At 58.3% G+C, this 22,883-nt stretch carries 21 protein-coding genes and 3 tRNA genes; 2 read left to right on the forward strand and 22 right to left on the reverse strand.

The annotated features are described in order from the left end of the window. Positions 1 to 29: 29 nt before the first annotated feature. The 7 genes from BMZ32_RS13845 to BMZ32_RS13875 all read right to left on the reverse strand — a co-directional run bounded on the left by BMZ32_RS13845 (position 30) and on the right by BMZ32_RS13875 (position 9,259). On the reverse strand, positions 30 to 2,039 hold the full coding sequence (locus BMZ32_RS13845) for a DUF1302 domain-containing protein (RefSeq protein ID WP_090242936.1): 2,010 nt from the start codon (positions 2,037 to 2,039) through the stop codon (positions 30 to 32). Between the two features lie 632 nt (positions 2,040 to 2,671). Then, positions 2,672 to 5,332 carry an aminopeptidase N gene (gene pepN / locus BMZ32_RS13850; RefSeq protein ID WP_090242938.1) on the reverse strand — a complete coding sequence of 887 codons (2,661 nt, stop codon included), beginning with the start codon at positions 5,330 to 5,332 and terminating at the stop codon, positions 2,672 to 2,674. 54 nt (positions 5,333 to 5,386) lie between these two features. Beyond that, on the reverse strand, positions 5,387 to 6,223 hold the full coding sequence (locus BMZ32_RS13855; protein ID WP_090242939.1) for a DUF2797 domain-containing protein: 837 nt from the start codon (positions 6,221 to 6,223) through the stop codon (positions 5,387 to 5,389). Beyond that, positions 6,223 to 6,486 (reverse strand): YeaC family protein, encoded by a 264-nt coding sequence (locus BMZ32_RS13860; protein WP_090242942.1) that lies wholly within the window; start codon positions 6,484 to 6,486, stop codon positions 6,223 to 6,225. Before BMZ32_RS13860 ends, BMZ32_RS13855 begins: the two co-directional genes overlap by 1 nt. A gap of 45 nt (positions 6,487 to 6,531) precedes the next feature. Next, complete coding sequence (locus BMZ32_RS13865; RefSeq protein ID WP_090242944.1) at positions 6,532 to 7,401, reverse strand: rhomboid family intramembrane serine protease; 870 nt, start codon at positions 7,399 to 7,401, stop codon at positions 6,532 to 6,534. After that, positions 7,398 to 8,372, reverse strand: coding sequence for a metallophosphoesterase (locus tag BMZ32_RS13870; protein ID WP_090242946.1), 975 nt, complete (start codon positions 8,370 to 8,372; stop codon positions 7,398 to 7,400). Before BMZ32_RS13870 ends, BMZ32_RS13865 begins: the two co-directional genes overlap by 4 nt. After that, positions 8,372 to 9,259: an NAD(+) kinase gene (locus BMZ32_RS13875; protein ID WP_090242948.1), complete on the reverse strand. Its 888-nt coding sequence runs from the start codon at positions 9,257 to 9,259 to the stop codon at positions 8,372 to 8,374. Before BMZ32_RS13875 ends, BMZ32_RS13870 begins: the two co-directional genes overlap by 1 nt. Positions 9,260 to 9,354: 95 nt before the next feature. Between BMZ32_RS13875 and BMZ32_RS13880 the strand changes: the two genes are divergently transcribed. Further along, positions 9,355 to 10,299 carry a DUF1853 family protein gene (locus tag BMZ32_RS13880; RefSeq protein WP_090242951.1) on the forward strand — a complete coding sequence of 315 codons (945 nt, stop codon included), beginning with the start codon at positions 9,355 to 9,357 and terminating at the stop codon, positions 10,297 to 10,299. 31 nt (positions 10,300 to 10,330) lie between these two features. On the opposite strand, the gene BMZ32_RS13885 is transcribed toward BMZ32_RS13880, so the two are convergent. The 5 genes from BMZ32_RS13885 to BMZ32_RS13905 all read right to left on the reverse strand — a co-directional run bounded on the left by BMZ32_RS13885 (position 10,331) and on the right by BMZ32_RS13905 (position 16,593). Further along, on the reverse strand, positions 10,331 to 11,440 hold the full coding sequence (locus BMZ32_RS13885) for a cyclic nucleotide-binding domain-containing protein (protein ID WP_090242953.1): 1,110 nt from the start codon (positions 11,438 to 11,440) through the stop codon (positions 10,331 to 10,333). A gap of 41 nt (positions 11,441 to 11,481) precedes the next feature. Next, positions 11,482 to 12,432: a 1-aminocyclopropane-1-carboxylate deaminase/D-cysteine desulfhydrase gene (locus BMZ32_RS13890; RefSeq protein ID WP_090242955.1), complete on the reverse strand. Its 951-nt coding sequence runs from the start codon at positions 12,430 to 12,432 to the stop codon at positions 11,482 to 11,484. Next, positions 12,432 to 13,802, reverse strand: a complete 1,371-nt coding sequence (locus BMZ32_RS13895) for a chromosome partitioning protein ParA (protein ID WP_090242957.1) — start codon at positions 13,800 to 13,802, stop codon at positions 12,432 to 12,434. The genes BMZ32_RS13890 and BMZ32_RS13895 overlap by 1 nt, the downstream gene beginning before the upstream one ends. 261 nt (positions 13,803 to 14,063) lie before the next feature. After that, positions 14,064 to 14,495, reverse strand: a complete 432-nt coding sequence (locus tag BMZ32_RS13900; RefSeq protein ID WP_279626729.1) for a nuclear transport factor 2 family protein — start codon at positions 14,493 to 14,495, stop codon at positions 14,064 to 14,066. A 64-nt stretch (positions 14,496 to 14,559) separates the two neighbouring features. Next, on the reverse strand, positions 14,560 to 16,593 hold the full coding sequence (locus tag BMZ32_RS13905) for an NADPH-dependent 2,4-dienoyl-CoA reductase (RefSeq protein WP_090242961.1): 2,034 nt from the start codon (positions 16,591 to 16,593) through the stop codon (positions 14,560 to 14,562). A gap of 232 nt (positions 16,594 to 16,825) precedes the next feature. Between BMZ32_RS13905 and BMZ32_RS13910 the strand changes: the two genes are divergently transcribed. After that, positions 16,826 to 17,863 (forward strand): AraC family transcriptional regulator, encoded by a 1,038-nt coding sequence (locus BMZ32_RS13910; RefSeq protein WP_090243077.1) that lies wholly within the window; start codon positions 16,826 to 16,828, stop codon positions 17,861 to 17,863. Positions 17,864 to 17,869: 6 nt separating this feature from the next. On the opposite strand, the gene BMZ32_RS19465 is transcribed toward BMZ32_RS13910, so the two are convergent. The 10 genes from BMZ32_RS19465 to gspH all read right to left on the reverse strand — a co-directional run bounded on the left by BMZ32_RS19465 (position 17,870) and on the right by gspH (position 22,878). After that, positions 17,870 to 18,007 carry a hypothetical protein gene (locus BMZ32_RS19465; RefSeq protein ID WP_167376762.1) on the reverse strand — a complete coding sequence of 46 codons (138 nt, stop codon included), beginning with the start codon at positions 18,005 to 18,007 and terminating at the stop codon, positions 17,870 to 17,872. Between the two features lie 126 nt (positions 18,008 to 18,133). Next, positions 18,134 to 18,210 (reverse strand) — tRNA-Asp (locus BMZ32_RS13915). A gap of 98 nt (positions 18,211 to 18,308) precedes the next feature. Next, positions 18,309 to 18,385 (reverse strand) — tRNA-Asp (locus tag BMZ32_RS13920). Between the two features lie 38 nt (positions 18,386 to 18,423). Further along, positions 18,424 to 18,499: transfer RNA gene (locus tag BMZ32_RS13925), tRNA-Val, on the reverse strand. A gap of 145 nt (positions 18,500 to 18,644) precedes the next feature. Continuing rightward, positions 18,645 to 19,160 carry a type II secretion system protein M gene (locus tag BMZ32_RS13930; protein WP_090242963.1) on the reverse strand — a complete coding sequence of 172 codons (516 nt, stop codon included), beginning with the start codon at positions 19,158 to 19,160 and terminating at the stop codon, positions 18,645 to 18,647. A 2-nt stretch (positions 19,161 to 19,162) separates the two neighbouring features. After that, positions 19,163 to 20,299 carry a type II secretion system protein GspL gene (gene gspL, locus BMZ32_RS13935; RefSeq protein WP_090242965.1) on the reverse strand — a complete coding sequence of 379 codons (1,137 nt, stop codon included), beginning with the start codon at positions 20,297 to 20,299 and terminating at the stop codon, positions 19,163 to 19,165. Beyond that, a complete protein-coding gene (gene gspK, locus BMZ32_RS13940) occupies positions 20,296 to 21,261 on the reverse strand; it encodes a type II secretion system minor pseudopilin GspK (protein WP_090242967.1) in 966 nt (321 codons plus the stop codon). Before gspK ends, gspL begins: the two co-directional genes overlap by 4 nt. Further along, positions 21,258 to 21,953: a type II secretion system minor pseudopilin GspJ gene (gspJ, locus tag BMZ32_RS13945; protein WP_090242969.1), complete on the reverse strand. Its 696-nt coding sequence runs from the start codon at positions 21,951 to 21,953 to the stop codon at positions 21,258 to 21,260. The genes gspK and gspJ overlap by 4 nt, the downstream gene beginning before the upstream one ends. Next, entirely contained in the window at positions 21,950 to 22,339 is a 390-nt protein-coding gene (gene gspI, locus BMZ32_RS13950; RefSeq protein WP_090242971.1) for a type II secretion system minor pseudopilin GspI, read from the reverse strand. The genes gspJ and gspI overlap by 4 nt, the downstream gene beginning before the upstream one ends. Beyond that, entirely contained in the window at positions 22,336 to 22,878 is a 543-nt protein-coding gene (gene gspH, locus BMZ32_RS13955; RefSeq protein ID WP_090242973.1) for a type II secretion system minor pseudopilin GspH, read from the reverse strand. Before gspH ends, gspI begins: the two co-directional genes overlap by 4 nt. Positions 22,879 to 22,883 lie beyond the last annotated feature (5 nt).

Here is a 22,883-nt window from a genome sequence, read left to right on the forward strand (position 1 = left end):
CGCAGGCACTCGGTATTTTCTAGTTATGTTTAGAAGGAATACTTAACGTTGACGCCGATATTGTCGCGGTCGCGGCTGCCGTTATTCTGACCACCACCGAAGAACTCGGTATACGCCAGCTCGCCTTCTAGACTATTTAGATAGTTAGCTTTAACACCGAGGGTATAAGCCTTGCGGCCTTCAATGAAGTTACCGGTTTGGTAAGAGTTACCTTCGAAGTCATCTTTGTAGACTACATACGGGGAAACGTTTACACCGGCGTAAACATCGTTCCAAGTACCGGACAACACCATGGTATAGCCATAAGCGTTTTTGTTGACCTGATCATCACGATCGCCGCCACTGACATAGGAGTTGTTGCCGCGACCAGAGTAGTAACGGGTAGCGCCGTCCTTAGTTGTGTACTTCAGGTCTGAACCGCGAAGGTGCTCGGAGCCAAGCTCAAACACACCGAACAGTGAGTCGAAACCGGCTGTTGGACCAAAATTGTAGATAGTACCTAACGTAGTGTTATAGGCCTCAACACGCTCAACGTTATGAATCACATCCCCGAGGCGAACTTGTTGACCCCCAATATTTACGGGGCGGCCGCTGGCAAGCGGGGCCGCCTGCCCCAACAAATCACCTAATAGATCATTAGTGGTCGCAACACCTATTGGAAGGTTTGGACGATAGGCCAACTCACCGAACACCGAAGCGTTGCCAACAGTCGTGTTGAAGCTGAAGCCATACATACGGATATCTTCAGCATATTCGCGACGTGCATTAACCTGATTGGCCACATCGATGGTAGCGACACCGCCAACCGCACTGCTCAAAGCGTTACGATAGGCAGTAGCAAGCGCACCAGTAGGAGCCGACGCGATAGCACTTTCTAGCTGTGTCACAGTAATATTCTGACTAGCTGCGACCGACTGCTTAATTCCAGGAGTCGCTCCTGCTTGTATATCAGCAAGATTTAACCCCGCATAGCTACCCAGGTCTGCGGCGATCGTAGGTTCTTTAGAGTGATAATTAACAAAATAAGCTCCGAACTCGGTGGAATTAAGCTCTTCGGCAATATATTTAAAATTGAACCCATACTGACCATCATTCTTTGCGTTGATATCAGAGCCAATTTTTGCAACCTGTATGTTCCCGCTAGAATCTACGCTACGGCCACCCATCAAGCCACCAACGTTACCTGCACTTAAGCCTTTGTATAAATTACCGACTGGTAAGAGAGCAGTTTGGGTTGAGTAAGCAGTGTTACCACCATCAGCAAACAAGTCAGTCTCAGAGAAATAAGTGCCGACGGGATCGATAGCTGATTCTTTCCAGTTGAACTGGTAGAAAGCTTCCATTGAAAGGTTATCGGTCAGACCCACGTTGAAACTCAACGCCTCAACCGGCACCAGCACTTCTTTCAGCTCAGCACCTGGCAGGCGGAACTTAGCAGCATCTACTGGGTTAGTCGTGTTGATGCCACCACGGTAGAACAAGCCTTCGCCCCAGTTAAATACCTGCTTACCGAAACGCCCGGAAACTGGCATGTCAGCCACATCCCAATTGCCATACACATAGGCATCGAGGATTTGCGCACCGCGGCCAGCCTTGTGGCGAGCCTCATAGGTGAAACTCGAATCGTTCGGCGTATTTTGGCTCGGCTGCGAGGGGTTATTCTGACTCAGGTAGTCGTTGCGCTTGTCCATGATCTGGGTGTCATAGAAGGCAGTGCCACGGACAAACACGCCGTAGTTCTGATAGCGCGCTTCCATATCAGTGGTGATTTTGAACACTTCGGAAACCAAACCGGTGTCGAAATTACGGTTACCGTCGTTGGTGTTGATGTCGTTGTTGCTCTTGTCCTGACCCTGGACGCGCCAGAGTTGGCCGTAGGACACGGTGGAGTCGATGGAGCCAGTGACTTCATTGTCGGCGAAGCTGAATTCAACCGCCTGGGCATGGGCTGCTACCAGCAGAGGAAGGATGCCAACAAAGGCAAAACCAGCCTTGGCAGGCGCAAAACGCAATACGGGCTTACGGGACTTAACTTCCATCGAAACGTTACTCCGTGTACAGATCATCTTTTTGCACCCCAACCACCGGGGCACGTTATGGCCGTACTGATGACGACCTTAAGTGTTGATTGGAAGGTATCCCCAACGCGTTTAAACGCGCCTCACTGTTTGGCTTGCGCCATGCCGAGGTCAAATCGACTTAGCACCTGCAACCATAGTGCCAATTCAAACGGGCGTATAAAAAATAGCTGACCTCATAAATAGAACCATTCACCCACGGCGTGACTGATCATTCAGCGACCAGATAACAAGCGCCAAGGACGCATTTATCTTTTTTTGTCCTACTAACTGGCGCGTTCTGCCACTCAGGTACGCAACAGACCGTCAAGACGCTGTAAATACTGCAGCGAAGGTCAAGCCAAAAAGCTTAAGAAAATTGCGCGCACGCTGGCTACATTCAGCTAGGTAACACAAAAGTGTTACCTAGCTGAATTTGAGTAACACTTTTGTACCATTAATGAGGCCTAAACAAGCACCCTGTAACCCGTGCGTTGCACACAGAGCCGCAGGGTAGGCCTTTAGAATTAGTGAATAGATTAAATTCGGCCAAACAGCTGCAACACAACTTTATTTGCAGCGGCGTTACCACCCACACTGTTACTGCACAGCTATTAATCAACCAGACTCTTGCTGACCACCTCATAGACGTCACTGGACAGCTCGCCCGAGGCCATAATGCGCTGCAACTCAGCCTTCATTTGGGCCTGACGGGCACTGCCATATTTAGCCCAGCGGGTCAGTGGCGCCAGCAGGCGCGAAGCGATTTGCGGATTGAGCGCATTGAGGGTGATCACCTGATCGGCCAGGAAGCGGTAGCCACTGCCATCGGCCTGATGGAAGCCTTGCAGGTTCTGCCCGGCGAATGCACCGATCAAGGCGCGCACCTTATTAGGATTCTTCAAGGTAAACGCCGGGTGCCGCATCAACTGCTCAACGCGCTGCAGCGCGCCTGGCAAGGCGCAGGCAGCCTGCACGCTAAACCACTGATCCATCACCAGCGGATTGTCCTTGAAGTCGTCGGCAAAGCTGGTCAGCGCTGCGGCCTTCTCAGCCTCAAACGGCGAATTGATCAGTACGGCCAAGGCCGCCAAACGCTCGGTCATGTTATCCGCGCTTTCGAACTGCTCCAGACACGCCACCAGCACCTCAGCGTTACCGCTCAGCATCAGGTAGGACAGCGCAATGTTCTGCAGACTACGGCGAGCAAAGTGCTCGGCCTCGGCCACATAGGCGCTATTGCGGGACACTTCACGGTTAGCCTGATAACGCTGCCACAGCAGATCAAACAGTGCATCGGCGAGCTGCTGGCGGGCAAATTCTCGGGCCGCGTGGATGGCCTCGACATCGGCCACTTCACTGATTTGAGTCAAATACGCCTCGCCTGGCAGCGAGAGCATCTCGGCGACCATGGCTTGATCCAGCGACTCGTCCGCCAGCAGGGTACGGAAGGCCGCGACCAGACGCTGATCAAGCACCAGCGGCTCGCCGCGTTGATGCTGGCCGATCAAGTCCTGCAGCACCTGCACGGATAACTGCTGCCCGGCCTCCCAGCGATTAAAGCCATCACTGTCGTGCTGCATCAGGAACATCAATTGATCGCGACTGTAGGGGAAGCTCAGCTTGATCGGCGCTGAGAACCCACGCAGCAAGGAAGGCAGCGGCTTTTCCGCCACGTTGATAAAGGTGAACGCTTGCTCGGCTTCGCTTACCTGCAGTACGCGCGCCCCCGCTAGGGCGGTATCTTCGCCCACCAACTGCAGCGGCAACTCATGCCCTTGGGCATCGAGCAGCGCCAACTCAACAGGGATCACAAAAGGCAGCTTCTGCGCCTGACCCGGCGTCGCCGGGCAGCTTTGGCGGAACGCCAGACGGTAGCTGTTGGCAGCCGCGTCATAGCTTTCGCTGACTTCAAGATGCGGCGTACCGGCCTGACTGTACCAGTGCTTGAACTGGGTTAGATCAATGCCATTAGCCTCTTCCATCGCGCGGATAAAATCATCACAGGTCACAGCCTGGCCATCATGGCGCTCGAAATACAGATCACTGCCTTTGCGGAAGCCCTCTACACCGACCAGGGTGCGGATCATGCGCACCACTTCCGAACCCTTTTCATACACGGTGAGGGTGTAGAAGTTGGAAATCTCCATAAAGGCATCCGGACGCACAGGATGGGCCATCGGGCCGGCATCTTCGGCGAACTGGTGGGTACGCAGGTAGGCCACGTCCTCAATGCGCTTGACGGTGCGCGAGTGCATGTCCGCACTGAACTCGGCATCACGGAACACCGTGAAGCCTTCCTTGAGCGACAGCTGGAACCAGTCGCGGCAGGTCACGCGGTTGCCCGACCAATTGTGGAAGTACTCGTGCGCAACCACGGCTTCGACGCGCTGGTGCGCGGCATCAGTCGCGGTTTCGGCCTTGGCCAGTACGCAACTGGAGTTGAAGATATTCAGGCCCTTGTTTTCCATGGCGCCCATATTGAAGTCATTGACCGCAACGATCATGAAGATGTCGAGGTCGTACTCACGGCCATAGACCTCTTCGTCCCACTTCATCGATTTCTTCAGGCTGTTCATGGCGTGCTGGCATTTGTCGATATTTTCTGGCTCGACATAAATACGCAGTGCCACCTCACGCTTGCTCATGGTGGTGAAGCTGTCTTCTACACACCATAGATCACCCGCAACCAGCGCAAATAGGTAGGCCGGCTTCATAAACGGATCTTCCCAGGTCGCCCAATGCCGACCATCGTCTTCGTTCCCGCTGGCAATCGGGTTGCCGTTGGACAGCAGCACTGGGTAGCTGTGCTGCTCCGCGCTCAGGGTGGTGGTGAACTTGCTCATCACATCTGGGCGGTCAAGGTAGTAGGTGATCTTGCGAAAGCCCTCGGCCTCGCACTGGGTGCAGAACATGCCGCTGGATTTGTACAGGCCTTCCAGGGCGGTGTTGCTTTCGGGGTGAATGCGCACGCTGCTGTCGATCACGAAGCTCGCAGCTGTTGGCTGCAGGGTCAGGTGGCTGTCACTTAACTGATAATCGCCAGCACTCAGTTCGCGGTCATCCAACGCCAGCGAGAGCAGTTCCAGCTGCTGACCGTCCAGCACCAGCGGCGGCAGGCCGCTGCCGGCCGCCGGGTTACGCCGCATCACCAGTTGCGCATGCACCAGGGTATGGTCATCGAACAACTCGAAGGTCAGGTGCGTTTCATCGATCAGATAATCCGGAACCTGGTAATCCTTGAGGTAGATCATCTTCGGCTGTTCGGTGCGCATGGCGTGTGGCCCTTTATCTACGGCGCGCGGGCGCCGGATTGGCGAATGGAAAACTCAGACGGCCAGTTCGTGGACGGCGAGCTGATAAGCGGTGTACTTGCGAATATTGATCACGCCGGTGTCGAACATCAGGTACTGGCCCTTGATGCCCAGCAGCGTGCCCTCGGCCAGCGGATTCTTGTCCAGATTGAAACTGGTTATCTTGGCCGGGTAGCCCTCAATCGGATAGGCAATCTGCACCACGGGCTGATCACTAAGCGGCTGAATGGCCTGAATACCAAAGCGCTGCTGCAATTCGGTCAAGCCGCTGCTGCAACTGGCAAACAGCTGCTCGCGCACGGCGACAAGGTCGACTGGCGCAGCATCACCTTTGAGTAGCGCGCGCCAGTTGGTTTTGTCCGCCACCTGGCTGCGCAGCAGGTCTTCAACAAAGCCGGACTGCTGGCGAGTGGCGACGCGCAAGATCGGCAGCGCTTGGCTGGCGCCCTGATCGATCCAGCGCGTGGGGATTTGCGTGGCGCGGGTAATACCGACTTTCACTCCAGAAGAGTTGGCGAGGTAGACCACGTGATCAGTCATGCAAAACTGCTCGCCCCAACTGGGCTCACGGCAGGTGCCGGCGTCATAGTGGCAACGCTCGGGGCTCATGATGCAGATATCGCACTGCGCCAACTTCTGCATACAGGGGTAGCAATAGCCTTGGCTGTAACTGCTTTTAGTCTTGCGCCCACAATGGCTGCAGTGGATCGCACCGAGAAACTCCAGGCGCAGGGTTTTGCCGATCAGCGGATTAACCGGCAGCAGCTCATCCCCCAGGCGAAAGCTGTACTGCACCGGCGCATCCAATTGTGCAGCCATTTTGCTCAGGGCACCGCGGGCTAACTCAGTCATCAGTGCAGGGTATCCGAGGACTTGAACAACAGATTGGGCACTGGCGCGGATTTCGAGCTGCACGCTTGCGGGCCCATATAACCGATGCGCTCTTCTTCCGGCAGGTTTTGGCTTTCCCAGGCGATCAGCGCCTGCAGAGTCAGTTCTTTCTGCTCTTGGGTCAGCTTGCGGCCATCCGGCCATTTGCCGATTTCCACAGCCAGCTTAAGGCTCTGATAAATCTCAGGGGTGATGTTTTCAATCGCTTCAATAAAAGACGACATGGCGCCTCCAAATGCAAAATGGCAGTTTACCAGCCTGTTGAATAACTAACTGCGCTGCCGGCGCGCCAGCACACCGCCAAGCAACCCGGTCAGGCAACCGGCCAGCAGGCCACCGACGTGCGCGGCATTGGCAATCGCGCCGAATTGCAGCAACTCGAAAATCCCGGTCATGCAGATCAGCAGCCAGGCCAGCATCATCACCAGCACACCAGGTGGTAGCCGATAAGCATTGCAAGGGGCTAGGCGCTGGAAGATCCAGCAATGCCCGAGCAAGCCGTAAAGCACACCGGAGAGACCGCCAAACACTGAGGGACCGGCATGCAGGTACTGCGCAACGTTAGCCGCCAGGCTGAATAACAGGGTCAGCCCAAGCAACATCAAGGGTCCCTGACGCCCTTCGATACGCCGCCCTAGCTCCCAATACCACAGGGTATTCATCGCCAGATGGAGAATGCCGAAGTGAATCAGCATCGGCGTCAACAGCCGCCACCACTGGCCACTGGCCAAGGTGCCGTTGAGGTAGTCGAAATAGATGTAATCGCCCTGCACACGGTAATCGACAAAGCTAAGCCAGCTTACTGTAGCCAGGTTATCGCCGAGCAAGGTTAGGGCCGCGACAATGAAGGTCAGCAACAGAACAGCAGCGGTTATACGGCTGGCGCGCAGTTGCTGGACAAACCTCGACGGGGTATTGGCTGCACGCGGCGGCGGATCAAGCGTGACAGCGGCATCCCCCAGTGGATAACGTGCATAGAGCGCACATACCTGTTCGGCCAATTGCTCATCAGGCACCCAAAGCACCTGCTCACCCGCCTCTTCCGCGACCCGGTGCGGCACCTGCAACCGCTGCAGCAAGCTGATAAAACCGCTCAAGTCGACCTGTTCAGGTAAACGCATCGCCGCGATGGCAGTCATGGTCGCGCCTCCGGGCTATCAACATCGACCCAAACAAACTTATTGGGGTCCAAGCGAACCTCCTGATCGAGTCGATAGGCGACCATCTTGCCGTTGAGGACGGCGCTGTAATCCAGGCAGGCCAGGTTGCTGCGAATGAGTGCGGGTTTGCCACTGCGCCAGTAGTGGCCGACAAACAACAACGGCTGATCAGCCCCGTACTTGAGCAACTCGGTTTTCTGCGACTCGCTGAGGGGCATCTGCGCCGCCAATTCCGGCAATGCATCGGGCTGAAAGACGATATCACCGTAGGTTTGCGGGTCTTCCTCCCAGAACTTGGTGCGAAAGTGCGCGCGGGTAAAACCGTCATCACTGGTCAGGGTCATGCCGTGTGGCAGGCGCATGTCGGTGCCCCGCAGCAAGCGATCAAACGCAGTATTGGCAAAACTGCCATGCACCGCGGCCGCCTGCAGGAAATGCTCATCAATGCAACCATCGGCAAACTGCGCACGCAGTGGCTCGATCAGGCTGGCGTCCCAGCAGGCATGCACTACGCGAAAATAGCCCGCATCAATAAACAGCGGTAACTCATAGAACCAGTCGAGAAACGACTGCCACTCAGCAGGGTATGCCTCGAACTGCTCGAGGGTTTCCTTGATCAGCCGAGCATGCCGCGGCGTGTGTTCACGGACGAACTGCTGGCCACTACCAGGGGCAGCCGGCGTGCTCCAGGCCAACGCATTGAATTCATGGTTGCCCATGATGCACAGCGCCTGACCAGTCGCGACCATGTCACGCACCAAGTGCAAGGCCTCGCGGATGCGCGGACCACGGTCAACCAAGTCGCCGAGGAAAATCGCCATACGCTGTGGATGACGCCAAACACCCGCCTGTTGCCGATAGCCTAGGGTCGTCAGTAGATGCTCCAAGGTTTTCGCGCAACCATGAATATCACCGATCAAATCGTAACCACGCGCAGGATCGAGGTGCATTAATCACCCCCGCCGAGCCGGCTACCCCAGCCTAGTTTGTTGCGGCAGACCTCATAGAAATTATGGTCAAGCGGATGAATCAGGCGCAGCTTCTGCGGCCGTTTGGCCACGGTGATGGTGTCACCCGGGGCACAGGTGAAGTGGTTTTGTCCGTCGCAGGAGATCAGTGGATAAATCTGTAAATCCTTGGACACGACGATTTTCAGCTCGCTGTTGCCGTCCACCACGATTGGCCGGCTAGACAGGGTATGCGGGTACATCGGCACGATCACGATGGCATCCAGCTTGGGGTGCATGATCGGCCCGCCAGCAGACAAGGCATAGGCCGTCGAGCCAGTCGGTGTGGCGATAATCAGGCCGTCAGCCTTTTGGCTAAGGACGAACTGGCCGTCGATATACAGCTCAAACTCGATCATCCGCGTCGACTTACCGGGATGCAGCACCACATCATTGAGCGCATCACCCTGACCGATGGCTTCGCCATGACGGCGCACTTCGGCTTCAAGCAGAAAGCGATTCTCCGTCAGGTAGTGCCCTTCAAGCACCTGCGCGACCTTCACCTCCAGCTCATCGGGGCGAATATCGGTAAGAAAGCCCAGGCTGCCACGGTTCACGCCCAGCACCGGGACCTTATGCCGCGCTAACGCGCGGGCGGCACCGAGCATGCTGCCGTCACCGCCGACTACGATCACCAGATCGCAGATCTCCCCAAGAATTTTCCGCGAGGAGGTCTGCAGACCATGGCCAGGTAACACTTCAGCGATGGTGTCTTCGAGAATCACATGCAGGTGACGAGCGAGCAGAAACTTCTTCAGCCGGCGAATGGTGTCAAGAACCTGGGTACTGCCCAGCCGACCGATGATGCCGATATTACGAAATTGCTCCATGGGGCTCCCGCCAGGCTCTATCTAGTGATTCGGATTATGGGCGAAAGCCCATGGCAGCGGCAAACCGCTGACCGGCTCTGCGCTATGCTGGCAACATGACGCCCTTCCCTTCACTCATCGACCTGCCCTCTCAGCTACGCCAACCCGTCGTGCGTGATCTGGCGTGGACGCTGCTTTCGCCGCCGTTGCTGGCGCAATCGCCTTGGCCACAGCGCCATCCGCTCAGGGCCAGTAACTGGAGCCGGCAACCCGATGCGCTGGCTGACTGGTTACTCAGCCTGGATGCGGACAGTCAGGCACTGCAACAGTGGCTAAGCCAGCACTCGGTGCGCCGCTTGGGTCTCTACTACGAACGCCTCTGGCAGTTTGCTCTGCATGCTGCACCGGGTATCACCGTGTTGGCAGCTAACCTGCCCATCCGCCAGCAAGGTCATACCCTGGGTGAGCTGGATATGCTGCTGCGTGATGACGAAGGCGTGCATCACTTAGAGCTGGCCATCAAGCTCTATCTAGGCCGAGCGCAATGCAGCGGCGCTGACCTGACGCACTGGCTAGGCCCGGGCAGCCGCGATCGCCTGGATATAAAATTGGCGCATATGGGCCAGCACCAGCTTCCGATGTCTGCTGGTGAGCAGGCTAAACACCGGCTGGCTGAACTGAATATTTGCCAACCTCAAGCGGCAATGTGGCTAGCCGGCTACCTGTTCCACCCCTGGCAGCAAGCCTATGCTCCGCCGCAAGGCGGCAACCCTGGGAACTTACGTGGGCGCTGGTTGCACCGTGCAGACTGGGTATATTTTGTCACGCAAAATCCTGGTCATTGGCAACCGCTGCCACGACCGGCCTGGCTGGCGTCGGCGCAGGTTGAGCAAGAACATTTGTGGTCGGGCGCGCAATTCAGTCAATGGCTCGCGGCACTGCCGGGCGATGCCAACGCGCAGCTACTCGTACGCTTGATTGAGGGGCCGCAGCATCAATGGCTGGAGGCCGAACGGGCATTTCTGGTGAATGATCGCTGGCCGACACAACCCGCCGACTAGTCAGCGACTCACACAATAAGCCGAGAACACCTCAGCGACTGCGCTCAGTGCGGCCACCTGAGCGCGCCAGGTAGCCGGAGCCTCTCTCACACAACAACGCATCACGCTGCACAGCTGGCAAGGCATCCACGCCATCACGTAAGGCGTAGGCACTGTAGCCTAGCTGTGAAAGTAGAAAAACTGCACTGGCACTGCGCTTGCCACTGTCGCAATAACACAGGTAGGTGCGTGGCTTATCCAGTAGGCGAACCTTTAGGCGCAACAACTGCAAAGGCATGTTCAATGACTGCAAGGCATGGGCGCGTTCGTATTCTTCTTGCAAGCGTACATCCAGCCACTGCGCCCCTGCAGCCAACAACCGCGATGCCTCGCCGAGCGAAACCTCATTCACCACCGGTGCTTTAAGCAAGGCGAAAAAGTCCTGGCGGTCCAGGCGCAGTACTACACCGTCTTCCAGCATGGTCACCGTGGCATTACGCGGGCTGTCAGCCAGCAAGGCTTCCTCACCAAAGCAGGCGCCAATCTCCAGCTCGGCCAATACCTGCTGCGCGCCACCAGCACCGCGAATCACCTCGGCCCGACCATTTTTCAGAAAATAACAGCAGTCGCCGACATCGCCTTCCTGCAGCACGGTACTGCCAGCGGCTAACTCGATACGCTGCAGCCGCTCAAGCATGGCGCGCACATTAGACGGTGGCACCTTGGCAAACAGTGGGTTCTCCAGCAGGCGCCCCAGCCACTCGATCTCGTCATGGCTCTGCCCCAGCTCCAATAGCAGATCTTGATAAGCCAAGCGCCAGGTCAGTAAGCGATTAAGGGTCGCGGTATCCAGAGCCAGCACGCTGGCGTCGCTCAGCGCGCGGGCCTCCTGCAAGCGCGGCAAGCTGGGCGACAACGGGTGACAACTCGCCTCGCTGCCAGCCTGCAGGCGCTGCTGCTGACCATCGGCTGATTGCAGAAGCAACTCGCCTGCCAGCAAGTAATAGGTCACACGCGCCTGATCGCCAAGACGAAACAACACTTGCCCGGCCAGCAACGGTTGCGGAACCAATTGCCCACGCAATTCACGCCACTGCTGCTCTGACAACACATTGAGTGGCGTCAGGCTGCGTAACTGCTCGGGATTAAGGGGTTCGCTCATAGAATGTCCAGGCTCCGCTGGTGGAAATCAGTGTAGCTGCACTAATCGGCCAAACAAGCTTGCGAGTGCTGCAACAACGCTGCAGCACGGCCTTGCAGGCCACCGGTATGAACAAACACCAGGCGACTGCCGCGAGCAAAGTAACCGGCCTCAACCTGCTGGCGCAACGCCATTAAGGCTTTGGCGGTATACAGCGGTTCCAGTGGCACCCCGCTTTCTGTCTCCGCGGCCTGCATAAAACCAAGCAACTCGTCATCCACCTTGGCAAATCCACCGCGGCAGGCTGCATGCAACTGATAACGCCCAACAGGCATAGCGGCCTCCTGGACAATCGCCTGCACCTGTTGCTCGACGCCATGGTCGGCTGGCACGGCCAACGCGCCATGCACCGGATGCGCAGCCGCCTCACCCAACAGCAGACCTGCCAACGTGGTGCCCGTGCCGGCCGCCAGCCACCAGGCGTCATAATCGTCCCACCCCAGGCTTGCCAGTTGCTCGCGTACCTGCGACACCAAACACATGCAGCCCAATGCACCCGGCAGGCCACCACCGCCCTCAGGCACTGGATAAAACCCAGGGTAATCCGCCAACCAGGGCAGCCAGAACTCAGGTGCATGGCGGGCTCGATAGCCGGCATAGCCCAGCCAGTGCAACTGCATGCCGAAAGCCTGTAAATCAGCCACAGTCGGCGTCTGCTGCGGGAGGCCGCGCAATAACCCGACAGTTTGGAAATTGAAACGTTTACCGGCAGCCGCCAGGGCATGCAAATGATTGGAGTGCGCACCACCCAGGCTGATCACGCCTACGGCGTCACTGTCTTGCGCAGCACGTAGATGATGGGAGAGCTTGAACCACTTATTACCGCTAATCAGCGGATCAAGCAGATCAAGTCGCAACATTGCCAGCTCAACTCCGGCGGCAATCGACCACTCCAGTCGCAAGGCTTGCAAAGGGGCACGTGGCGCCCAATCAGGCAGGACAATAGGCAAGATTAACTAACAGTCCGCAAACGGCTACTGGCCTTGTGCCGCGCACAGCAATTGGACTCAGCCAGGTTAAAACGGCTGGGCGTATCGATACGATCGATCGGGATGGCGCAACGCTCGCCGCTTGGCAGCAAGGCCTCACAGCTCGGCTGCTGGTAATGCGCCAGCCATTGGCGATACTGTTCTTCACTGACAAAGCACTTGGCGGCCACGTAAGCCTGCGGGTTGTCTTGATAAGAGGCGATGTCCTGCAAAGGAATGGTCAGATGGCCGGCCCCTGGGTGATACACCACAAAGACCATGCCGAGCTTGGCTAAGCGTTCTAGAATCTGATCACCGCCCTGGCTAGCCAAGTCAGCATATGCACGCTTGAGACGATTGATTTCCTGCAGTGCCTGGGTGTCCTGCTCGCTACGATAAGCCAGCTCGACATCGCGAATGGCAATCTGCTCTTTGTAGTCGGCCACTGCAGAAGCAATCTTGGCCTGCATCTCACCTTCGAATTGCGCTCGCAGGCTGTCACTTTCACTGCGCCCATCATGCTCCAGCGCACGCAGCTGCTCGGTCATCTCTTCACGGACAGCTTGGAAGCTCGCAGCTTGAGCAGCCAACTGTGCCTTCAACGCCGCGTTGTGCACTTCCTGCTGACGCAGCGTCTGCTGCAGATCAGTAATTTGTGTCTGCCGGCTCTTGCTTTGCTCCTCGCTGGCCAACTTGAATTTAGCCAGTTCTTCCTCATGCTGCTGGGTCAGGCTGCTGATGCGCAATCGCTGCTGCTTGATCAGTTGCGCGGCTTTCAGACGCTGTTCCTGATCAAGTTTATGGTTCGCCTTGGCGGCTTCTTCCTGACCCGGATCGGGCGCGTACCACTTATCTTCCGAGGCCATTTGCAGGCGTTCTGGCGCAACCGCTTGAGAGCGCTCATCCTCGACCAACAAACCCAGACTGTTGCGTTTGACCACATCACGCAGCAGGGCCAAGTCGTTATTACCGGGGCTTAGACTGGGGTCCCAGAGGTGCATCTGGTGCCAAGACACGGGGCACTGGCTGCGACAGGCCAGACGAATAGGCCCTGCACCCAGATCAGGGCCACGCCCAGCGCGTTCACCCAAGGCCTGCAAAGGAATATTCCAACCAGAATCAGGCGCGCCCTTCTCATCAAAATCCAGATAGAAGAACACCAGCCCTTTAATCAGCAAGCGCGGGTTGATCAGCATGTACGCGACACGCATCTGCTGATCGGCGAACTCCGGCATATTTACCACGCCGTCGAGTAGAGCTTCGAATTCGGGGAAAAACATTTGCTTGCAGATGCCGCCGCGTTCACTGAAGAACATTACGGCCTCAACCATCTGCGGCTTGTTCTGCATGCTCATCGGTTTTCCTCTAGGCCGAGACGGGCGCTCTGCTCAGCGCGTGACATATCCTGCCTATGCTGCGCAAAAAATGGCACACATAGCAAGACTGCCAACATTCTGACGGGTTAAGCAAAACCTGAATTTCAGGCGCTATACCTTGCTCGGACAAGTCTAGGGGAAAAACCAAGCCCAGCAATGTGACTGGGTTGGCAGTCACCCTGCCAACACGCCGTGAAAACGGGCCTACAGGGCGAAACTGTGATGGGCTTGGTGCACGCTTCAGGCTTTTGCAGCCGCCAGAAAAGGCGCCAGACGCCGCCCCATCTCATCCCCCAAGGCCTGTAGGCCACTCATAGGGCGAATCATTACCTCGAACTCAACGATCTTGCCGCTCTCATCGAAGCGGATCATGTCGATGCCTTTGAGTTCACGCTCGCCCACCTTAGCGCTGAACTCCAGCACCACACTGAGGCCATCGGCGCTGACCAACTCGCGATGATAAGCAAAATCGACAAATACCTTACTTACGGTATTGAGAATCAGCGAAACCATCGGTGCGCCGGCATACGGTTTGTATGCCATGGGTGAGCGGAACACCGCTTGCGGATGAAGCAACGCAGGCAGGCCGTTCAGGTCATTTTTTTGCATCAAACCGTACCACTGGGTAAGCGTGGCGGCAGCCTCTGCCTGCAGTTGAGTGCTATTAGACACGGGCTTCTCCTTGTTTTTGTGAGCCACATACAAAACGCCCCGCACAAGGCGGGGCGTTTTGCGCTTAGAGTTCGGCGGCGAGACGCGAGCCCTGGTTGATTGCCCGTTTAGCATCCAGCTCACTGGCCACATCGGCACCACCGATCAGGTGTACGTTCTGCCCGGCAGCTACTAGGGCGTCCTGTAGCTCGCGTAATGGATCCTGGCCAGCGCAAACAATGATGGTATCGACCGGCAGCAACTGTGGCTCGCCACCAGCGATACTGATATGGAGGCCAGTGTCGTCGACCTTCAGGTACTCAACCGCGTTGAGCATCTGCACGTTCTTATTCTTCAAGCCGGCGCGGTGGATCCAGCCAGTGGTCTTACCCAAGCCGTCGCCGACTTTGGTTTTCTTGCGCTGCAGCAGGAACACCTCACGAGCCGCCGGATGCACATCAGCCTTGATCCCGGCGACACCACCACGGGCTTCCAGAGCCGCATCGATGCCCCATTCCTTCCAGAATGCCTCACGGTTCTGGCTGGTGGACTCACCAGCATGGGTGATGAACTCGGACACGTCGAAACCAATACCGCCCGCACCGATCACTGCGACTTTCTGCCCAACCGGCTTGCGCTGCAAAATGGCGTCCAGGTAGGTGATCACTTTGGCGTTGTCGATACCCTCTATGGCCGGGGTACGCGGAGCAATACCGGTCGCCAGGATGATCTCGTCATAGCCGCCATTGGCCAGTTCATCAGCCGAGATACGGGTGTTCAGGCGCAGGTCAACGCCGGTAGTTTCCAGCTTGCGCTTGAAGTAACGCAGGGTTTCAAAGAACTCTTCTTTGCCCGGCACGCGCTTGGCCACGTTGAACTGACCGCCGATCTCGCTGGCCGAATCAAACAGGGTCACGCTATGGCCACGCTCGGCAGCCACGGTAGCGGCCGACAGCCCGGCCGGACCTGCACCGACCACAGCGATCTTCTTCACCGCGGCAGTCGGGATGTAGTTCAGTTCAGTTTCGTGACAGGCGCGCGGGTTAACCAGGCAGCTGGTCAACTTGCCGCCGAAGGTGTGATCGAGGCAGGCCTGGTTGCAGCCGATGCAGGTGTTGATTTCATCGCTGCGGCCTTCGGCAGCTTTGTTGACGAAATCCGGGTCGGCGAGAAACGGACGCGCCATCGAGACCATGTCAGCGTCACCTTCGGCCAGCACCTGCTCGGCAATCTCCGGGGTATTGATACGGTTGGTGGTGATCAACGGGATATTCACCTCGCCGCGCAGCTTGGCGGTGACCTTGGTAAAGGCCGCACGCGGCACCTTGGTGGCGATAGTGGGGATACGCGCTTCGTGCCAGCCGATTCCGGTATTGATCAGGGTCGCACCGGCTTTTTCGATAGCCTTGGCCAGCAAGACGATTTCATCCCAAGTGCTGCCGCCTTCCACCAGATCGAGCATCGACAGGCGATAAATGATGATGAAATTCGGGCCGACCGCTTCACGTACACGGCGGACAATTTCCACCGGCAGGCGCATACGGTTTTCGTAGCTGCCGCCCCAGCGGTCGGTACGGTGGTTGGTGTGGGCGGCAAGGAATTGGTTAATGAAATAACCTTCCGAACCCATAATCTCAACGCCGTCGTACTCGGCTTGCTGGGCCAGCACGGAGCAGTTGATGAAGTCGAGGATCTGCTTCTCGATGCCCTCTTCGTCCAGCTCGCGCGGCTTGAATGGGTTGATCGGCGCCTGAATGGCACTCGGCGCGACCGATTTTGGGCTGTAGGCATAACGGCCGGCATGCAGAATCTGCATGCAGATCTTGCCATCCGCCTCGTGCACCGCACGGGTGACGATCTTGTGTTTTTCCGCTTCCTCGGCAGTGGTCAGCTTTGCTGCGCCGGAGTACACGCCGCCCTCATCGTTAGGACCAATACCACCGGTCACCATCAAGCCGACACCGCCACGGGCGCGCTCGGCAAAGTAGGCGGCCATGCGCTCAAAGCCGTTGGGCTTTTCTTCCAACCCGGTGTGCATGGAGCCCATCAAGGTGCGGTTCTTCAGGGTGGTGAAGCCCAGATCGAGCGGGGCCAGCAGGTGCGGGTAGAGAGCGGTCATGAAAATCTCCAGATCAAACAGAGGCATTACACGGATGCCGCCACCTCTTAGTGGGTCGCGGTCGATATGGTCTAGACGATAATCAGCCGAGCCGAACGGCTCAATGACTCAAAGTGACAACCTACTGATCAAAAAGAGCAGCGCCACTTGGCAAACACCCTGCACCTACCTACCCTGACGCCTGATCTAAACGCTCAACAGCGTCTAAGCCAGGTTGGATAGCCTCGACATGATGAAAAACACGCGCGTCAAACTCGGCGACTTGTCGGTTGGTTTTGTCGGCAGCCTGGCGGACGCCATGCGCCATTGCGCTCAGGACCCTCAGCCGCTGCTCGACAGTTACGGCCTGGATGCGGCGCGCCTGGCCGAGCCTCGCGCACGGTTATCGATCCCGCGCTACATGCGCTTAGGCCATGCGGCGATTCAGCAATGCTCGCAGCCAGGGCTAGGGCTGCTTATGGGGCAAACCAGCCGCCTCAGCCAACTTGGCCTGGCTGGCGTCACCGCCATGCAAGCCCCTACGGTACGCGAAGCGGCACGCGCACTGATCCGTTTCGAGCCGCTGTATGCCAGCAATTACCGCGGCCAATCCAGCCTGCATGAAGACACCCGTGGCGCGTGGCTACGCTTCTACTCGATCAGCCCGTATAACGCCTACAACCGCTTTGTCGTCGACTCAGTGCTGGCCAGCTGGGCGCAACAACTGAGCAAGCTGGCACAACAAAGCCTGTCTGTGGAAAAGGTACACATAGAATTTGCCGCACCCGACTATGCCGCGCAGTACGCCGAGTTGTTTGCCTGTCCGGTGGAGTTCGCCTGCGAGCACAATCAGCTGCGCCTGAATCAGCAGAGCCTGAACCTGCGCAACCCTGAACACTGCCCAAGCACCTGGCGGCACCTGCTGGAAATCTGCGAAGGGGAACTGCAGCAACTGACTCGCACGCGCAGCCTGCGTGAGCGCATTACCCAGCTGCTCGGCCCTCTGCTGCATGGCCACGAACCGGACTTGGCGGAAGTCGCCGCACGCTTGCAATTACCCACATGGACCCTGCGGCGCAAGCTGGCCGAGGAAGGCACACAGTTTCGCAGCATCCTCAACGATACCCGCCGCGACCTGGCCATGGCCTATATCCGCGACACCGAACTGGCATTCGGTGAGATCGCCTACCTGCTTGGCTTTGCCTCAGCCGAAGCCTTCCAGCGCGCCTTCAAACGCTGGAACCAGCAAACCCCAGGCGAGTACCGCCGCGAGCAGCGCAGAGCGCTCTAATACCCACTAGAGCTCAGTGGCATCTTCGTCACCTGCCGGCACATCCAGCTCAGTGGCACGGGCTTCTAGCAGCTCTTCTTGATAATCATCCATTGCCTGTTCTCCCACTCGATACGTCAGCGACGGCTTAGTTACACAGCGCATGCCAATCAAGCTAGAGGAGAAAGATGAACACAAGATGACAGGTTGTCGCGCGGCAATCCTCAGCGCTGCGCAAAAATCGCAGGCAATAAAAAACCCGCTGATATCGCTATCAGCGGGCTTCCTATATGGCGCAGCGGACGGGACTCGAACCCGCGACCCCCGGCGTGACAGGCCGGTATTCTAACCGACTGAACTACCGCTGCATGTCGGTGGACTTTCGTCCATGTAACGCTTGCTTCATCTGACGAATCAGCCCTAGGGCTTTTCCATCTCAGCCCGAGCGAACTCAGACTGGAAAATATGGCGCAGCGGACGGGACTCGAACCCGCGACCCCCGGCGTGACAGGCCGGTATTCTAACCGACTGAACTACCGCTGCGCGTCGGTGGACTTTCGTCCGGTAAACTTCTCGGCAAGTGGTGGGTGATGACGGGATCGAACCGCCGACCCGCTGCTTGTAAGGCAGCTGCTCTCCCAGCTGAGCTAATCACCCTTGGCCTTGCGAGGTGGCGAAATTTACGCAAGGGCCGAACCTAAGTCAATACCCTGCTTCAAGTTTTTCTAAAAAAGTGGAAAAACACTGCTCTTCCCCGACACGCCAAACAGCGCCCTGCGCGAATAGGCCGCCGAGCGATCCGCTACTGCGTAATGCGCAGACTTAACCGAGCAGCCACTTTGTTATCTTCCGACAGGTCCAGCCCGGCTTCGGCAATGTGTACGCCCTGCTCCTGCAGCACGCCAAACCACCCCAGCAACTGAGCAAAAGGAGCGGGTTGCAGGTTGAGCTGCAAGGCACCATCGCCGGCATTGTCGAGCCGCTCGATCGTCAGCCCACGCGTCGCAGCCGTAGCCGTAACCATGCCTTGCAGGCGGGCCGGATCAATAGCCTGCTGCGGACGGCTGACTAGATTGCGCGCCGCGGGCGCCTGACCCTGCAGATAGACATATAACGCACGCTGCGTTTCAAACGCGCTACGCGCGCTGACCAAGCGCTGCTGGGCGGGTTGCCAAAGCGTCAGGTACAAGAGCACCAGCAGCAGAAATACGCCCAGGCTGCCGAGCGAAAACTGCTCACGCGGCGCTAGCGCACGCCAGCGCTGCAGCAACTGGGCATTATTCAGCTGCGCGATAAAGCCTTTGTCTTGCTGAACCATGCTCATCCTCCAATCACCACGCGCGCGCTCACACCACTGCCCTCACGGCTGGCAGAACCCAACTGCACCGCCAAACCACCGCCTTCTAAGCGCTCTCGCAAACGCTCCAGTTCGGCGAAACCCGGCGCTTGAACCTGTAGGGCCAGATCACCGCGCGCCTCGCTGAAATCCACTTGACTGATCTGCACCTGCCTACCCTCGGCTGCCAGCGCCCCGCTGACTTGAGCAAGCAGGCCGAGCAGGCGTGCTTGGCCCCCGCCCGCACTGGCCTGCAGGTGCTGATCAAACTGTGCACGCAGGTTGATCAGCTTGCTGTCCTGCGGGAACAACTCCTTGTACAACGCGGCGCTGGCACTGGCGTATTGGTCGGCCTGACGCTGCAGATGCCAGCCCTGCGCCAGATTAAAGCCCCACTGCAGCACCAGCCACAGCCCTACCAGCCCCAACAACGGCCGCCAGCGCTGCCACTGGCCACCGGCAGATTGCCCGGCGAACTCGCCCTGCGCCAGGTTATTGCGCAGCGGCTGCTGGGCCAGCCAAACGAAAGGCTCCGCCACTGCCTTAGCCTCATTAATAGGTTGCAGCGGCGACTGCTGAGGGCCGCACCACGCCACCTGCGGCTGCGCGCACAAGGGGCTCAGCTGCGGCCAGCTCTGCGCCTGCACGGCCATCCGCGCAACATTTTCGCCCCCCAACAGCCAGCGCCCATGCAACGGCAAGAGCGCAGAGCCTGGCCCTGGTAACAAATCAGCATCCACCGCAATCGCCTGGGGCGGCGTGACACATAGCGCCAACCAGCCAGCCAGCCAGCTACGGCGCACGGCAAACACCCGATGACGGCCATCGGCCAGCTGTTCACCCAGGGCCAAGTGCATCAGTTCGACATCTTCGGCGAGCAACTCTTCCACGGCAAACGGCAAGGCTTGGCGCAACCAGCGCGCCTTGCGGGTTGGCAGGTTGACCGCACAGGAGGTCACCGCCTCAACCGGTAAGACCAATACCCAATTACCACCACACTGCGCCTGCGCATCGCTAAACATCAGGCTATCGCTCACCCCACCGGCAACTCGCTGCACTGGCAGATCGGCCTGCGCACCCACGCAGGCAGCAGGCGGTAGAAACACATAGGTTTGACTCATGGTTGGACTTCCTCAACGGGCACCAGCGGCATACCGCCCTGCCCCAAATCACGTGCTAAAACATACACCCGCGCATCGTTGGCCCGCCGCAAAGTGCTGCGTAAAACCTGTCGGCGCTCACCTACACTGACTTCGCTGAGCACCTGAAAATACTCACTGCCCACGGCAAGCGCCTGACTTTGTACCTGTAGGCCATTGAGCTGCGCTAAAAAGCTCGACACATCGCGATAGCCTTCACCGCCTCGCGCCGCGACCAAGCTTTGCGCACGGCTCAGCGATAGGCCCTCAGCCAAACTGGCCAGCACCCGCGCGCTGGCGGTATTCACATTAAGGGGAGCATCCGCTGGCAAGGTGCTGACATACGGCTGCAAGCGCTGATAATCCGCTTCGGTCATTTCCAGCAACAGGCGCACCTCCGACACATCAGTCAATTCACGGTTACCGGCGCGATAGGCAGGCTGCGCCAGCAGGTACTGGTTGTCTTCCGCGCCATAACCGCCCGAAGGCTGATCGTCGGCATCTAGCCAATCAAGCAGACGCTCAGCGTAGGGTGCTTCGATCTGCAGCCCCAGCAGCAGGCGGCGAAATTGCGCCACAGCCGCTTCGTTGGGCTGACCCTGGCGCAACAGGCTGTTGAGGTTGAAGCGCCCACTGGGATCGCTGATCTGTACCCGCAACGCGCCGCCCTCTTCCAGGGCAAAAGGCGCGCGGGGTGTGGCCCAAGCCTCGCCTGGGTGATCCACCGGCGCCCGCGGGTCACCCTCGCGCAAGTCGCGCTGCAGGATGGCTTTGGCCAAGGTTTCGCCCCCCAGGGCGTAATGCCAGGCCTGGCGTACGTGCAACTGATTGGCGCTGCTGCGGATCGATAACTGCTGGCGCGCAATGATTCCAGCGCTGACCACCGTAACCACGGCCACCACCAGCAACACGGTGATCAACGCCATACCACGCTGCTGGCTCATGGCTGTGACTCTGCGGGAGCTTCATCGGCTAATTCAGCAGAGCCCTGGGGACTCTGTTGCGGTGCTTGTTGCAGACGCTCAGGCAAGCCTTCAGGCAGGCGCAGTAGTCGGCGCAACTCGCCATAACGGCGATGCTGCAGCACCAGCTCAATGGCTTGCGGCAGAAGCTTGAGCGCCTCATCGGGCTTTTTGTCTAGCGGCGGCCAATTGCTCTGCCAGATACCCTCTTGGTCCAGGTAACGCAGTTGCAGCTGGATGACACCGTCTAGCGCCTGCTGAATCTGCGGCTGGCTGTCCTGAGCTTGATCCAGCACTGTCCAGTAACGCCGCTGCCATTGCTCACCACTGAGCTGCCAGCGCACCCGCTGCAGGCTTGAACGGGGTTGCCCCAATGGGTTGCGCCAGCCATTGCGCGTCAACTCCAAGAGCGGGTTTTCGGGGCCGTCGCCTATCAATGCGGCGCGCGAGTCGCCAAAAGCGTCACGCACAGGTCTCGCCTGCACCTGCAGCACATCGCGCTCGAACGCCGCCATGGCGCGCACCAGTTCACGCAACTGCAGTTCATGACTGCGGGTGACCTTGTCGGTTTGCAGCACGCTGTCAAGCATGCGGTAAGTAGCCAGCCCCAGCAGCGCGAAGATGGCGATGGCGATCAGTAATTCAAGCAAGGTGAAACCGCGCACCGCCCTCATCGCATCACCCCGATAAAGCCATTTAGGCTGACCGCGGCCCGCTCGCGCACACCGCCTGCGGAGCGATCCTGCGCCATCGGTGCCACCCACAGCGTGACACGGCGCATATCCGCCTCGCTGGTCGCCTCGACTTCGCTTTGCCATTGCCAGCGCCGCCCGGCAAACGCTACTTCACCCTGCTCACGACCATCCGCCACTGGCTCGCGCGCCAACTGCATTTCACTCAAGCGGTTATCGGCAATCCACATCGCTAGGGTTTTATCCTCCAGGCGGGCGGCGATTTGTAGGCTGCGGGCGGTGGCGGTCAGCACACTGGCGGCGACCAGCGCGAAAATCGCCAAGGCCACCAGCACCTCCAATAACGTGAAACCGCCCATGCGTTTCATTGATTGCGCTCTGCTGGCTGCAGGACTTCGACCACCGGCAAACGGAAACCATCGCTGGACAGTTGCAGGCGCAAACCATTGCTACGGCGCTCAGCCAAGCGCAGGCGAAATGGGCTGATCTCGCCGCTCGATAACAGCAATAGCTGTGGCAGCAGCCCCACCTTAGCGGGTGCATCGCCTGCAGATGTCGGCAACGCCAACGCAGCACCCTCCAGCTCAACACTCAACTCGGCCCAGGCTGGCAATGCATGCGCCTTGATGCCCAGCGCTTGCCAGGTCTGCTTGATCGGGTCATAGCGCAGCGCTTGATAAGACTCTCGAGCAAGCAACAGACCGTATTCCTGATTGTCCAGTACGGCCTCTTCAGCCAGCACGCCGATCAATCCGGCCAGCCGTTCGGCTTCGTTGTGCAGCTCACGCCCTGGGCCGGCAATGCCCACACTGAGCACCGCCAGACCGATCAGGCTGCCGAGAATCACCAGCACCACCAGCAGCTCGATCAGGGTAAAGCCGCCAAGCCGATTTGGTTGCTGGCACATGCGGG

The organism is Pseudomonas guineae, assembly GCF_900113745.1.
GTDB lineage: Bacteria > Pseudomonadota > Gammaproteobacteria > Pseudomonadales > Pseudomonadaceae > Aquipseudomonas > Aquipseudomonas guineae.